Raw genomic sequence first — 12,848 nt, 5'->3', positions numbered from 1 at the left:
CTCAGAACGCGAGCGTCACCACGGCGATGGCGTAGATCAGCATGAGCAGCACCCCGTCGAACCCCATCCGCCACCAGCCGTGACGCTGCCGCACCAGCAGCCCGCCGAGCAGGACGGCGGTCATCAGCAGCGCCGTCGTGGTGAGGAACAACTGGCCGGTGCCGGCGGCGTGGAACAGCGAACCACCACCGTAGGCGAGATCCCCGACCGCCAGGTTGAGCGCGTCCAGGCAGTGCCCGCCGATCACGCCCGCGATCGCCAGGGTCACCGCACCCCGGCGGGCCGCCACGATGGCGGTGAGCGTCTCCGGCAGGGCGTTGACCACGGCCATGAAGATGCCACCGATCACGCCCGCGTTGAGCTGGGTGGTGGTGAGCAGGGTTCCGGCGGCTCGCGCCGTCGCCCCGCCGCCGATCACCACGAGCAGGTCGAGTGCGAGGAACCCCGCCCACAGCCGGTACAGCGGCCGCTTGCTCTGCCGGTCGTGGTCCTCCCGCCGGTCCGCGCGGGTGTCGCTGGTGGTGACCGGTCGCCACATCGGTGGTCGTTGTACGCGCGCGATCTTCAGCCCGCCGAGGTACAGCGCGACCATGAGCACCGACGCCGGGTGCGGCGGCCCACCGTGAAGGCGGGGCTGAACGTGGCCAGCGGGGCGACGCTGAGCAGTGCCATGAGCAGGCAGCCGAACAGCAGGTTCTCCCAGGACGCCGCGGCGTGCTCCAGGTTGCTGTGTCGGTAGGCGATATCGGCGATCACGATGGCCAGCGTCTGCACGGCGATCCCGCCGACGGCGTTGCCGTAGGCGAGCCCCGGCTGCCCGGCCTCCGCGCTGACCGCGGTCATCACGATGCCCGACAGCGAGGTGGCCGCGCCGCAGAACACCGCGCCGAACACGGCCTCGCCCCACCCGGTGCGGTCCGCCTAAGCGTCCCCGAGCCGGACCAGCCGGGTGGTCGCGGCCACGGTTGACTCGGTATCGTCGGCACCTCCCAGCAGTCGGCACCGGTGCGGTCAGGAGGCGGCGAGCGCGCGGGCGGCGTCCGCGATCGCCTCGGCGTCGATACCGGCGTGCCGCAGTTGCTCCTCGGGCGTCGCCGAGGCGGGCATGGCCCGCACGGCGAGCGTGGTGTATCGAGGAGGGGGCGGCCCACCGGCGAACGCCTCCAGGACGGCGGCGCCGAGTCCACCCTGCGGCCAGTGGTCCTCCACCGTCAGCAGCCGCCCGGTCTCCTCGGCCGCGGTGCGCAGGGTGGCCGTGTCCACCGGCTTGATCGAGTACAGGTCGATCACCCGCGCGGGAATGCCTGCCTCGGCCAGCCGGTCGGCGGCCCGCAGGGCTTCGGGCACGGTCACACCGGCGGCGACCAGGGTGATCTGGTCCTCCGGCGAGGAGCGCAGCACCCGGCTGCCGCCCACCGGGAAGGTCTCCTCCGGCCCGTAGATGACCGGGGTGTTGCCGCGGGTCGCGCGCAGATAGGAGATGCCGTCGAGGTCGGCCATGCCAGCCGTGAGCTGGGCCGCCTGGTTGGCGTCGCAGGGATGGAGCACCGCGCTGCCCGCCACCGCGCGGAACATGGCCAGATCCTCCAGTCCCATCTGCGAGGGACCGTCCTTGCCGATCGAGACCCCCGCGTGCGAGCCCACCACGCGCAGGTTCGCACCGCTCACCGCCGCCATCCGGAGAAAGTCGTGTGCCCGGGTGAGGAAGGCGGCGAAGGTGGCGAGGTAGGGGACCCAGCCGCGGGCCTGCAGCCCCACCGCCGCGGCGACCAGCTGTTGCTCGGCGATGTAGCACTGCACGAAGCGTTCCGGATGCTCCTCGGCGAAGTACCCGCTCCGGGTGGAGTCGCTGACCTCGCCGTCCAGCACGACCACGTCCGAGCGCGCGTGCCCGAGCGCGGTCAATGCCTCCCCGAAGGCGGTGCGGGTGGCGGCCTCGGCGCCCACCTCGTAGCCGGGCAGTTTCGGCTCGCTCCGGCGCGGTGAGCCACGCCGGAGCGATTCCGGCCGGGCGACCCGCACCCGCATCGACCGCCGTCCGCCGAGTTCGCGGATGGCCTCCTCGGTGTCCGGCAACGGCTTACCGTGCGCACCTTCCTGGTCCTCGACCGCCGCGACGCCCTTTCCCTTGCTGGTACGGGCCACGATCGCGGTCGGCATGCCGGTGGTGCCCGTCGCCGTGGCGAACGCCCGGTCGATCTGGTCCGGGTCGTGCCCTTCGACCTCGATGACGTTCCAGCCGAACGCCCTGATCCGCCTGCTGTAGGCGTCGACGTCCCAGCCGTGCCGGGTCGGCCCGCGCTGACCGAGCCGGTTGACGTCCACGATGGCTGTCAGGTTGTCCAGACCGGAGGTTCCGGCGTGCTCGAATGCCTCCCACACCGATCCCTCGGCGAGCTCGCTGTCCCCGCACAGCACCCATACCCGGGATCCGGTGGTCTCCAGCCGCGCGGTGACGAGGGCGAAGCCGACGCCCAGGGGTAGGCCCTGGCCCAGCGAGCCGGTGGCCACCTCGACCCAGGGCAGCCGCGGGGTCGGATGGCCCTCCAGCCGGCTGCCGTCGGAGCGGAAGGTCAGCAACTCGTCCTCGGAGATCGCGCCGGCCGCGGTGAACATCGCGTACAGCAGCGGCGAGGCGTGGCCCTTGGAGAAGATCAGCTCGTCGTTGCCGGGATCCTCGGGCGCGTCGAAGTCGTACCGAAGGTGCTTGGCCAGCAGGACGGCCATCAGGTCGGCCGCGGACATCGACGAGGTGGCGTGGCCGGAACCGGCCTCCGCGCAGGCCCGGACGGCGTCGACCCGAAGTTGCTGACCGAGCTCGGCCATCCGATCGGTGCTCGACACGGCTTCCGGCATCAGCGTCCCTCCTGGTCACGGCGGATTCGTCGGTATGCCGTGACCAGGCGTACCCGGTACTCCCGATTTCCATGCACCCGGCCCGCGCCGGTTCACCGTTCGGGGAGGTCGTCGAAGTCGGCGGGGACGGCGCTCTCGAGCAGGGCGCGGAACTCGGCGATCTGGTGTTCCTCGTCCTCGTCCTCGGACGGGCCGCGCGCGGTGTCGTCGATGATGCTCAGCTGCACGGCGGCGACATCGAGTACCGCCTCCGCGACCTCGGTCGGGGCTCCGGCACGCAGGCCGATGGCGATCGCGTCACTGGGGTGCGCGGGAATCTCCGCCCCGGTGTCCAGGACGAGCCGGGCCTGGAAGGTGTCCTCGTGCAGGTCGGTGACCTGGACCCGGACTATCTGGTGCCCGAACTCGGCCAGCACCCTGCCGAGGAGCTCGACGGTGCTGGGCCGGGAGTGCCGGACGTGTTCCTTGGCCGACAGCAGGGCCTCGGCATCGGATTCGGCGATGGGCACGGCGAGCCAGCGGCGCTCGCCGCCGGTTTCGCGCAGCAGCATGACCGGCGACTGCCGCGCGGGTATCGTCACCACCCCGTGCAGATGTACCGGAACCACGAAACTCACCACGCTCTCACTCTTCCGGAGGGGATACCTCCACTGGGTACCCTCAGTAAGGCCACGGTGACCGCCGATGGCGGTTACGTATTGACAACGGTTGACACACTTCAATGTGACATCGTGAGGGTTGTTCGGAACGACCCGGCGACCGCGGGCCGCCAGGCCCGTGCGGGAGGTCGGTGCAGTTCACGGCATTGGGTGACGGCACGCTACGGACCCGAATAACCCGGCTGCCGAACAAGAAATGTCGAGTCCTGGCGGTCGAATGCTTTCTCGTGCCACAGTTCGGTCGTGATTCGTTGAATTTTTCCGGTGGTACTCGCCCATTTTTCGGGGTTGGGTTGTTCGCGGGCGGCGAGGACGGATCGCTACGGATGGTGCTCGAAGATGTACTCAGGGTGCGCGAGGATGCTTTCCGTACCTGGGGTCGATATATGCGTCGAATTTCGCGTGCGGCCATGACAAAAATGCCGTGACGCCCGGAAGTCGCCGTTCTTTTGTGTCACTGAACACGTCCATGTGTATTCGACCCGACTGCTACGGTCGGCATATGGACGGATTGTTTCGTGGAGCACGGGAAACGGCACGCAGCCTGTGGGTGATGTTCCGCGCGGGACTGGCACCGTTTCCGCGCCTCGACGAAGGGCTGCGTTCGCTCGTCGCCGTTCGGAAGTACGGGCCGTTCGTCGGTGCCGTCCGGCACGCCGCCCGCCGCAACGGCGATGCCGTCGCGCTGGCCGACGAACTCGGGGAGTTGACCTTCCAGCAACTCGAGCAACGGTCGAACGCGCTGACGAGGGCATGGCAGGGACGCGGGATCGCCGCGGGCACGGTGATCGCGGCGTTGTGCCGGGACCACCGGGGCCTGGTGGTCGTGATGCTCGCCGCGGGCAAGCTCGGCGCCCGCCTGGTCCTGCTGAACACCGGCTTCGCCAAGCCGCAACTGGCCGACGTGGTGGCCCGTGAGCAGGTATCGGCGCTGGTCCACGACCAGGAGTTCACCGAACTGCTCGATGCCGTGGACCCCGGCGTCGAGCGGTATCTGGCCTGGGTGGACGAGGAGACCCCGGCCGAAACCACGGTGACCACACTGGACGAGCTGATCGCGAGCACCGAGGATACGGCGGTGCCCGCACCACGGCGGCCGGGCGGATTCGTGCTGCTGACCAGCGGAACGACCGGGACACCGAAGGGCGCGCCCCGGGAGCGGACCTCCGCGCTGTCCAGTGCCCAGTTCCTCGACCGCATCCCGTTGCGGGCGGGGGAGAGCACCTGCCTTGCGGCGCCGATCTTCCACGGCACCGGACTTTCGCAGTTCGTCCTGGCCTTCGCTCTCGGCTGCAAAGTGGTGCTGAGCAGGCGGTTCGACCCGGAGAACACGCTGCGGCTTGTCGCCGAGCACCGCTGTAGCACGCTGGTGGTGGTGCCGACCATGTTGCAGCGGATCATCGATCTGGGCCCGGATATGCTCGCTCGCCACGACACCTCGCGCCTGCGGATCGTGTTCGCGGCCGGTTCGGCGGTCTCACCCGACCTGTGCCGGCGGACCGCGGAGGCGTTCGGCGACGTGCTCTACAACCTGTACGGCTCCACGGAGGTGGCGGTCGCGACGGTGGCCAGGCCGGAGGAACTGCGGAAGGCCCCGGGAACCGCGGGGCGGCCGCCGGTGTCCTGCCGCGTCCGGCTGCACGACGACAACGGGAAGCGGATCACCGAGCCGGAGGCGGTCGGCAGGGTGTTCGTGGGCAGTGGACTGAGCTTCTCCGGCTACACCGACGGCCGCTCGAAGGAGATCATCGACGGGCTGCTCTCCACCGGAGACGTCGGCCATTTCGACGCCGACGGCCTGCTGTTCATCGACGGCAGGGACGACGACATGATCGTCTCCGGCGGTGAGAACGTCTTCCCGCTCGAGGTGGAGAACCTGCTCGCCGACCGCCAGGACGTCCTCGAGGCCGCGGTACTCGGTGTGCCGGACGAGGAGTTCGGCCAGCGGCTGAAGGCCTTCCTGGTCGCGGCGCCGGGCGCCCGCGTCGATCCCGATGAGGTCAGGGAGTACGTCAAGGCCAATCTCGCCAGGTACAAGGTTCCCAGGGAGGTCGTGCTGATCGACCGCCTGCCGCGGAACGCCACCGGGAAGCTCCTCCGCCGGGAGCTGCTGGCCGGCACGGCCACCTAGACCTGCTCCTCGACGAGGCCGATCCGTTCCAGGGTCCGTACCGGCAGGAACCGCAACACGGCCAGGGTGACCGTCGGCACGAGCAGGGTGATGCCGCCGAGCCACAGCAGGGCCAGCCGCCCGTTGGCGATCGCGCCGAACAGCGAGTGCAGCACGAGCAGCGCGAAAGCGGGGTAGGCGAGCCGGTGCAGCCACAGCCAGCGCCGGTACGACATCAACCGGACCAGGCCCGCGGTCACCGCGATGGCCACGGCCAGCTCGAGCCCGAGGATCCCCATGGTGTGCCGGGCAAGGGTCCCCGGCAGGAGCGGGATGATCAGTCGTGGCACGGTGAACGTGCCCGCGGTGACGAAAAGGAACCCGATGGCGTGGATCGCGCCGAAGGCGAGGGCCAGCATGGCGAGCGCGACGTGTCCGCTGCGCATGGTCTTCCGCCCGCAGATGCGGTGCACCCAGCCCGTCGCGGTGAGTACTCCCCAGCACAGGGTCAGGCACATGAACGCGTAGGAAAGGCGTGCGGAGATGGCGGCGACGTAGCGTAGGCCCTGGTCCGCCGCCGGTTGAGCGAGCTCGATGAGCGTCTGAGCCCATCCGTCCGGCATAGCTCATCTCTCCTGATCGAGTTGTGGTCAGGGATACGTCATCGGTGGGGTGCGTGGTTTGCGTGGCCGCGTGCCGCTGCCGCGGACCAACCAGAGCGCGAGCACGGTCCCGCCGCAGAGCAGGGCCGCCAGCAGGAGGGCGAGGAAGACGTCGGTGGCCTCCATGCTGAGCGCGGCGCCCGCGGCCGTTGCCGAGGCGTCCAGTACGGGCGAGGGAAGTTCCTCGAAGTCGACCAGCCCGGTGCTTTCCAGCAGATTGATGTGCCGCAGCACGGCGCTGTTGCCGGTGTCGGCGAAGGCGCGGACGGCCTCGTTGCGGCTGCCCGCGCGCACGTTGGCGATATAGGTGAGCACCTTGCCGTGGGCCAGCCGCAGCCGGTTGGCGTAGATCCGGTCGAACTCGGCGGCGCTTCCCGCGTCGCGCATCTCGTTCAGCCAGTCCTGCTGCTTGACGTTCGGCTGGTCCGGCAGCTCGGCACCGAACCGGCCGGCGACCGTCCGCACCATGCCGTCCAGCCTGCCGTGGTCGACCAGGAGGATCAGCCCGATCTCGCGGACCCGCCGGTTCTCGCCCTGTGTCCTGGCCCAGTTCGAGGACGGCATCTCCCACAGACCCGCCTGCCGCACCTTCACCAGCAGTTCGACATCGGTGTCGGACAGCGGGGTCGAGGTGTCCACGGACTCGAGCTGAGCGTCCTCCTCGATCTTCCCGCCGCTCGGTCGGATCGGGAACCAGGCGTCGTCGACACCCTGGCCCGTGGTCTCACCGGGCACCTCGTCCTTGGTGTAGCGATACAGCGGCCATCCGGCAAGGGTGAGCTGGTCGGACCCGTCCGGCCTGGTGAACGAGCCCAGCCGCCCCTGGAGCAGGGTGCCGAGCGGCTCCCGGGAGGCCGGCATCGGCTGCCACACCTCGGCGCAGGCACCGGTGCAGTTCGAGGTCGAAGTGCCGGCATCGTCCCGGTCGTAGCGGTAGAGCGAGAATCCTTGGTCGTCCACCAACATCGGGCCGATGTCGAACGCCTCGACGGCGTGCACCGGGGGGCGGTTCGCGGGGTTGGTTTGTTGCGCGACCAGCCGGATCTGGCCGCCGTCGGGAACACCTGCGGAGTAGTAGCTTCCGTAGGAGTTGCTGTCGTCGCAGGCCGTGGTGGCCGCGAGCAGGGCGATACCCACGGCCGCCGGGATCAGCGAGCGCCTGCGGGGCGTCATGACGTCCTCCTGTCGGGGGCCAGGGGCGTGCGCCATCGTCTGCAACTGGGCCTTTCCGGGGAGCGGAATATCCACTATGGATTAATTCTGTCCACAATGGATACCAAGCGTCGCGGGGGACGACGCTCGTCGGGACCTACACCGGGGGATACGAGGCCGGGTCGTGCGTGGTTCAACCGGATCCCACATTTGTGAGATCGGCGACGGGTGCGCCAGGGAAGGTCAGCAGCCGAGCGAGGTGCGCGGGCTCCAGCGCGTGCTCGGCGTGCCGGCGGGGGTGCCAACGTACTGCCGCAGGGTGCCGAGCCGGTCGATGCGGATGGTGACCTGCTCGCCGGGGGTGAGCCACTCGTCGCGGTCCAGCCCGCAGCATCCCGGGACGGTTCCCATGCCGATGACCGTGCCCGCCGGCAGGGTGCGGCGCGCGGCGATCTGCGTGAGCACCTCGGTGGGATGGTGGGTGTACTCGGCGGTGCTGCCGCGCCAGGTGGGCCGGCCGGGGAAGTCCACGGTGGTGGCGAGGCCGAGTGGTTCCGGTACCTCGTCCGGGGTGACCAGGAACGGTCCGAGGCCGTTGCCGTCGTCGAAGTCCTTGGAGCTGGTCGGCCCGGTGAAGAACATCTCGGGCAGTTGCACATCCCGTGCGGAGGCGTCGTTGTAGATGAGGTATCCGGCGAGCTCCTGCGCCGCACCGGTGACCAGCGCGAGCTCGGGCTCGATATCGAGGTAGGCGGTGTAGTCCGGCCAGGCGATGGTGTCCTGGTCGCCGATGATCGAGTGGTGATTGCCCTTGTAGTACCGCACCCCGGTGCGCGGCCTGCCGACCAGGGAACCGGCGACCGGGCCGAGCAGCCGGCCCAACCGCCACGGCAGTGCGTGCCGCAGCAGCACCTCGGTCGAGGAGCGCAGGTGGCGCGGGGACAGCGCGCAGTCCAGCAACGCGGCCGGTCGTGGCACGGCGGGCAGGAAACGCACTTGTGATACCGGCGTGCCCCGCGCGCCGGGGTGGGCCTCCAGCAGGTCCAGCGCCCGCTGGAACGTGGCGGGCAGCCCGGCGAGGTACTTCTCGACCGACCCCAGTCCGCGTGCCCGCGGGGCGAGGTCGGTGAACGCCACGACCCTGTCGTCCCGTACGGCACCGAACCGGGTCACACCGGCCGCGGTAAGGAAGGTCGCGAGCTTCATCGGTGCCGGCGCCGTTCCCGGCGGGTGGCGGGCAGGCGCGCGACGACCCGCATGCCTACCTCCCTCGCCGATCGAGTATGCGCTGGCACGCTAGTGAGCCCGCGTACCGGTGTCAATCAAGAATCCGCCCTGCCATGGGTGTGCGGCTGCGCTCGACGCCCGGTTCGACAATCTGTTAGCCTGGGCCTGAGCCCCGGATGGGCCTATACGTGGAGGTACTGACTTTCTCTTTGCCACCGGAGTGCGGCATGTTTCCGCCTCCCGTTCTGGCAACCTTCTGTTGAGGGCAGCCTCTTACCGAGGTAGTGCGTTCTCCCTCTACACGTATGGCCTGCGGGGTTTTCTCGTGTCCGCTCATGGTGGCGTCCGTTCCTCCGATCCACACTGATCTGGAAAGGACCACATGACCGAAGAGCAATCAACAGCGACCCAGGATTTCGATTTCACCGAGTTCCAGCGGCAGGTGATCGCCGAGTTCCGGAACAACGGCGGCAAGGTCGGCGGGATGTTCGAGGGTTCCACCCTCGTGCTGCTGACCACCGTCGGTGCCAGGAGCGGCCTGCGGCGCACGACCCCGCTCGGATACCTGGAGATCGAAGGGCAGCCCGTCGTCGTGGCCTCGGCGATGGGCGCGCCGAGGAATCCGGCCTGGTACCACAACATCCGGAAGAACCCGATGGTCACCGTCGAGACCGGAACCGAGACCTACCAGGCCATGGCCGCCGTCCCCCAGGGCCAGGAACGCGACGAGCTGTTCGCCGGGATCGTCGAGGCCGAGCCCGGGTTCGGCGAGTACCAGGCGCGGACCACCAGGGTGATTCCGGTGGTGACCCTGCACCGGGTGGAGACCGGGGCCGACCGGGCCCGGGGGTTGGGCGACTTCCTGGTGGAGGGGCACGAATGGCTACGCGCCGAGCTCGCCGAGCTGCGGCGCCAGGTCGACCGGCCGTCGTACGGTGGCGCCGACCCGGCGGAACCGGCAACCCCGGACCTCGGACAGCAACTGCGTGCCCACTGCCGGGAGTTCTGCGGCGCCCTCGTCGAGCATCACACCGGTGAGGACCGGGGCGCGTTCCCCATGCTGGCGCAGCGCTTTCCCGCGCTGGCCCCGGCGTTGACCGAGCTCGCGGCCGAGCACGAGACCGTGGCCCGGCTGCAGGCCGAGATCCGGCGACTCGTCGAGGACCACGTCCCCGGCGAGGACGACCCGGTCCGGCTGCGGGACGAGCTGGACCGCCTGGCCGCCGACCTGGAGGCCCATTTCGCCTACGAGGAGAAGACGGTGGTCACCGCGCTCAACGCGCTCGGACCCGCCCCGGACGTGGGCTGACGCCGCCCGGGGACGGCAAACACCTGCGCGTGAGCTGGTTCGGGACGTGGCAGGATACCGTTGTGGGGACGGTCCTGGCGTTTCACGCGCACCCGGACGACGAGGTGTTGCTCACCGGCGGGACGTCGGCGCTGCTGGCGGCCCAGGGACATCGGGTGGTGCTCGTCGTGGCCTGTGACGGGGTCGTGGGCGAGGCCACCGGCGCGAGTGGGCGGGCCCGGCTGGACGAGCTGGACGCGGCCGCCGCGGTGCTGGGCGTCGCCAGCGTGGTCCATCTCGGGTACGCCGACAGCGGGCACGGGCCGGTGCTGTATCCGGACCCGCCGGACCGGGCCCGGTTCGTCCGTGCCGATCCCGAGGAGGCCGCGGGCCGGCTGGCCGCCCTGCTCCGTGCGGAGCGGGCCGACATCCTGCTGAGCTACGACCCGCAGGGTGGGTACGGGCACCGCGATCACGTGCGGGTGCACGAGGTCGGCGCGCGGGCCGCCAGCTGGCCGGCACGCCCCGGCTGCTCGAGGCGACGGTGCCACGGGAGCCGATCATGTGCTGGTTCACCGTGCTGCGCAGCCTGCGGCTGCTGAGCAGGTACGACGCACGCACCATGCACGGCGCGGGCACGCCCCGCTCCGAGATCACGCATCGACCGGACGTCCGCCGGTTCGCGCGGTACAAGCGCCGCGCTGGCCGCGCACCGGTCCCAGGTGTCCGGCGGTGGAAGGGCGGCACGCCTGTTCCGGGTGCTGACCCGGCTGCCGGTACCGGTGTTCGCCCTGCTGCTCGGGCGGGAGTGGTTCGCCGAGCGGCCGGTTGGGCACGCCACCCGGCGTGCCCAACCGGTGCGGGATCAGGTCACAGGGAACTCGCCAGCCGGTCGGCCAGCAGCCGGGTGAACCGCGGCGGGTCACTCAGCTCGCCACCCTCGGCCAGCAACGCCATGCCGTACAGCAGCTCGGCCGTCTCGCCCAGCGTGGGGTCGTCCGCGTGCTCGGCGTGCGCCTTGCGCAGCCCGGCCACCAGCGGGTGCTCCGGGTTGATCTCCAGGATGCGCTTGATCTGCGGCACCTCCTGCCCCATCGCGCGATACATCTTCTCCAGGGTGGGCGTGACGTCGTGCGCGTCGCCGACGATGCAGGCGGGGGAGGTGGTCAGCCGCGCGGACAGCCGCACCTCCTTCACGGTGTCCTGCAATGAGGTCGTCATCCAGGAGAGCAGCTCGGCGAAGTCCTGCTGCTGCTGGTCCCGCTCGGACTCCGAGGTCTTCTTCTCCTCCTCGGTGTCCAGGTCCACCTGGCCCTTGGCGATCGACTGGAACTGCTTGCCCTCGAACCCGTTCACCGACTCGACCCACATCTCGTCGATCGGGTCGGCCAGGATCAGCACCTCGTAGCCCTTGGCGGTGAACGCCTCCATGTGCGGCGAGTTCTCGACCGCCGACCGGGAGGCGCCGGTCAGGTAGTAGATGTGCTCCTGGCCCTCCTTCATCCGCTCGATGTACTCGCGCAGCGTGGTCGGCTGCTCGGCGTCGTGCGTGGAGGCGAAGGACGCGATGTCCAGGATCGTTTCCTGGTTTTCCGGATCGCCGACCAGGCCTTCCTTGACGGCGGCGCCGAACTCCTTCCAGAAGGTGCGGTAGCGGTCGGTGTCCTCGGTCATCATCGTCTTCACCGTGGACAGCACCTTCTTCACCAGCCGCTTGCGGATCAGCTGGATCTGCCGGTCCTGCTGCAGGATCTCCCGCGAGACGTTCAGCGAGAGGTCCTGGGCGTCCACCACGCCCTTGACGAAGCGCAGGTACTCCGGGATGAGCGCCTCGCAGTCGTCCATGATGAAGACCCGCTTCACGTACAGCTGCACCCCACGCTTGCGTTCCCGCATGAACAGGTCCAGCGGGGCGTGCGCGGGGATGAACAGCAGCGCCTGGTACTCGAAGGTGCCCTCGGCCCGCAGCTGGACGGTTTCCAGCGGGTCGGTCCAGTCGTGGCTGATGTGCTTGTAGAACTCCTTGTACTCCTCCTCGCTTGCCTCGTCCTTCGGCCGTGCCCAGAGCGCCTTCATCGAGTTGACGGTCTCGACCTCGCGCTTCGTGCCGCCCTCGCCGTCCGGCCGGTCCACGGCCATCCGGATCGGCCAGGTGATGAAGTCGGAGTACCGCTGGACGATCCCCATGACCTTCTGCGTGTTCGTGTAGTCGAACAGCTGGTCGTCGGTGTCCTCCGGCTTGAGGTGCAGGGTGACCGCGGTGCCCTGCGGAGCCTCGTCCAGCGTCTCGATGGTGTAGGTGCCTTCCCCCGCGGACTCCCAGCGGGTGGCCTGGCTCTCCCCGGCCCGCCGGGTCAGCAGGGTGACCTTCTCGGCCACCATGAAGCTGGAGTAGAAGCCGACCCCGAACTGCCCGATCAGTTCCTGCGAGGCGGTGGAATCCTGCGCCTCCTTCAGCTTGCGCAGCAGTTCGGCCGTTCCGGACTTGGCGATGGTGCCGATCAGGGTCACCACCTCGTCCCGGGACATCCCGATACCGTTGTCGCGCACGGTGAGCGTGCGCTGGTCGGTGTCGATCTCCAGGTCGATGTGCAGGTCATCGGTGTCGACCTCGAGATCCTTGTCCCGGAATGCCTCCAGCCGCAGCTTGTCCAGCGCGTCCGATGCGTTCGAGACGAGCTCCCGCAGGAATATGTCCTTGTTCGAGTAGATCGAATGGACCATCAACTGCAGGAGCTGACGCGCCTCTGCCTGGAACTCGAGCGTTTCGAACTGCGTGTCCACTGCATTCCTTTCGGGAAGTCGCCGAAGTCAGGCCGGAGCCGCGCGGCACCGTGGCTCCCCACCGGCGACCGCGTGCTCCGTCGGGAATTATGGCAAACCCGGACTGGGTG

12 protein-coding genes are annotated in these 12,848 nt (G+C 69.5%); 4 read left to right on the top strand and 8 right to left on the bottom strand.

The genetic code is table 11. The annotated features are described in order from the left end of the window. Nucleotide 1: 1 nt before the first annotated feature. The 4 genes from FB471_RS34830 to FB471_RS03145 form a co-directional block, all read right to left on the bottom strand. Nucleotides 2–592: a sodium/calcium exchanger protein gene (locus FB471_RS34830; protein ID WP_246076664.1), complete on the bottom strand. Its 591-nt coding sequence runs from the start codon at nucleotides 590–592 to the stop codon at nucleotides 2–4. After that, nucleotides 565–894: a hypothetical protein gene (locus FB471_RS34825; RefSeq protein WP_246076221.1), complete on the bottom strand. Its 330-nt coding sequence runs from the start codon at nucleotides 892–894 to the stop codon at nucleotides 565–567. The genes FB471_RS34830 and FB471_RS34825 overlap by 28 nt, the downstream gene beginning before the upstream one ends. Before the next feature lie 117 nt (nucleotides 895–1,011). Next, entirely contained in the window at nucleotides 1,012–2,856 is a 1,845-nt protein-coding gene (locus tag FB471_RS03150; RefSeq protein WP_141995843.1) for a transketolase, read from the bottom strand. A gap of 92 nt (nucleotides 2,857–2,948) precedes the next feature. After that, nucleotides 2,949–3,473: a bifunctional nuclease family protein gene (locus tag FB471_RS03145; RefSeq protein ID WP_246076220.1), complete on the bottom strand. Its 525-nt coding sequence runs from the start codon at nucleotides 3,471–3,473 to the stop codon at nucleotides 2,949–2,951. Nucleotides 3,474–3,646: 173 nt separating this feature from the next. On the opposite strand from FB471_RS03145, the gene FB471_RS03140 reads away from it, so the two are divergent. Both FB471_RS03140 and FB471_RS03135 read left to right on the top strand, forming a co-directional pair. Continuing rightward, complete coding sequence (locus FB471_RS03140) at nucleotides 3,647–3,943, top strand: hypothetical protein (RefSeq protein ID WP_141995842.1); 297 nt, start codon at nucleotides 3,647–3,649, stop codon at nucleotides 3,941–3,943. Between the two features lie 74 nt (nucleotides 3,944–4,017). Continuing rightward, on the top strand, nucleotides 4,018–5,646 hold the full coding sequence (locus FB471_RS03135; protein WP_141995841.1) for an acyl-CoA synthetase: 1,629 nt from the start codon (nucleotides 4,018–4,020) through the stop codon (nucleotides 5,644–5,646). On the opposite strand, the gene FB471_RS03130 is transcribed toward FB471_RS03135, so the two are convergent. From FB471_RS03130 to FB471_RS03120, 3 genes are all read right to left on the bottom strand, one after another. After that, the gene (locus tag FB471_RS03130) at nucleotides 5,643–6,248 is read right to left on the bottom strand and encodes a ferric reductase-like transmembrane domain-containing protein (RefSeq protein ID WP_141995840.1); all 606 of its coding nucleotides are present in this window, start codon (nucleotides 6,246–6,248) and stop codon (nucleotides 5,643–5,645) included. The genes FB471_RS03135 and FB471_RS03130 overlap by 4 nt on opposite strands. A gap of 27 nt (nucleotides 6,249–6,275) precedes the next feature. Then, nucleotides 6,276–7,460, bottom strand: a complete 1,185-nt coding sequence (locus FB471_RS03125; RefSeq protein ID WP_170220682.1) for a DUF4142 domain-containing protein — start codon at nucleotides 7,458–7,460, stop codon at nucleotides 6,276–6,278. Nucleotides 7,461–7,682: 222 nt separating this feature from the next. Then, nucleotides 7,683–8,645 carry a fumarylacetoacetate hydrolase family protein gene (locus FB471_RS03120; RefSeq protein WP_141995838.1) on the bottom strand — a complete coding sequence of 321 codons (963 nt, stop codon included), beginning with the start codon at nucleotides 8,643–8,645 and terminating at the stop codon, nucleotides 7,683–7,685. Nucleotides 8,646–9,048: 403 nt separating this feature from the next. Here FB471_RS03120 and FB471_RS03115 point away from each other — a divergent pair, with 403 nt between their 5' ends. Together FB471_RS03115 and FB471_RS35620 are read left to right on the top strand one after the other, a co-directional pair. After that, entirely contained in the window at nucleotides 9,049–9,975 is a 927-nt protein-coding gene (locus FB471_RS03115) for a nitroreductase/quinone reductase family protein (RefSeq protein WP_141995837.1), read from the top strand. A 62-nt stretch (nucleotides 9,976–10,037) separates the two neighbouring features. Continuing rightward, nucleotides 10,038–10,556 (top strand): PIG-L deacetylase family protein, encoded by a 519-nt coding sequence (locus FB471_RS35620; protein ID WP_342779398.1) that lies wholly within the window; start codon nucleotides 10,038–10,040, stop codon nucleotides 10,554–10,556. Between the two features lie 268 nt (nucleotides 10,557–10,824). On the opposite strand, the gene htpG is transcribed toward FB471_RS35620, so the two are convergent. Further along, nucleotides 10,825–12,738 (bottom strand): molecular chaperone HtpG, encoded by a 1,914-nt coding sequence (htpG, locus tag FB471_RS03105; RefSeq protein WP_141995836.1) that lies wholly within the window; start codon nucleotides 12,736–12,738, stop codon nucleotides 10,825–10,827. Nucleotides 12,739–12,848: the final 110 nt, after the last annotated feature.

This window comes from Amycolatopsis cihanbeyliensis, assembly GCF_006715045.1.
Classification (GTDB): Bacteria; Actinomycetota; Actinomycetes; order Mycobacteriales; family Pseudonocardiaceae; genus Amycolatopsis; species Amycolatopsis cihanbeyliensis.
Note: the sequence above shows the minus strand (reverse complement) of the source record. Positions and strands in the feature narration are given on the sequence as shown.